The organism is Psychrobacter sp. GW64-MNA-CIBAN-0177, assembly GCF_040309585.1.
Classification (GTDB): Bacteria; Pseudomonadota; Gammaproteobacteria; order Pseudomonadales; family Moraxellaceae; genus Psychrobacter; species Psychrobacter okhotskensis.
On sequence record NZ_JBEOOY010000227.1, the window covers coordinates 1 to 273 of the forward strand.

At 39.6% G+C, this 273-nt stretch carries 1 pseudogene; it reads right to left on the reverse strand.

Annotated features, from left to right (window positions below):
* Positions 1-273: pseudogene (locus AAEY79_RS14865) on the reverse strand (ABC transporter ATP-binding protein); the annotation flags it as partial.

Below are 273 nucleotides of genomic sequence, written 5' to 3' on the forward strand. Positions count from 1 at the left end.
GTTTTAACAGTGTGGTTTTACCAATACCATTTGGGCCTACTAGACCGATTCTGTCACCACGCATTACCAGTGTAGAAAAATCATCAGCAATAACTTTGTCTTTAAATGCATGACAAAGATTCTTAGCTTCAAATACTAACTTACCAGAGCGATCTGCTGTTTCAATATTGAAATCAGTTTTACCAACTTGATCAACACGTTGCTTACGCTCTGTACGAAGCTGCTTTAACTCACGAACTCTACCTTCGTTACGCGTTCTACGCGCTTTAACAC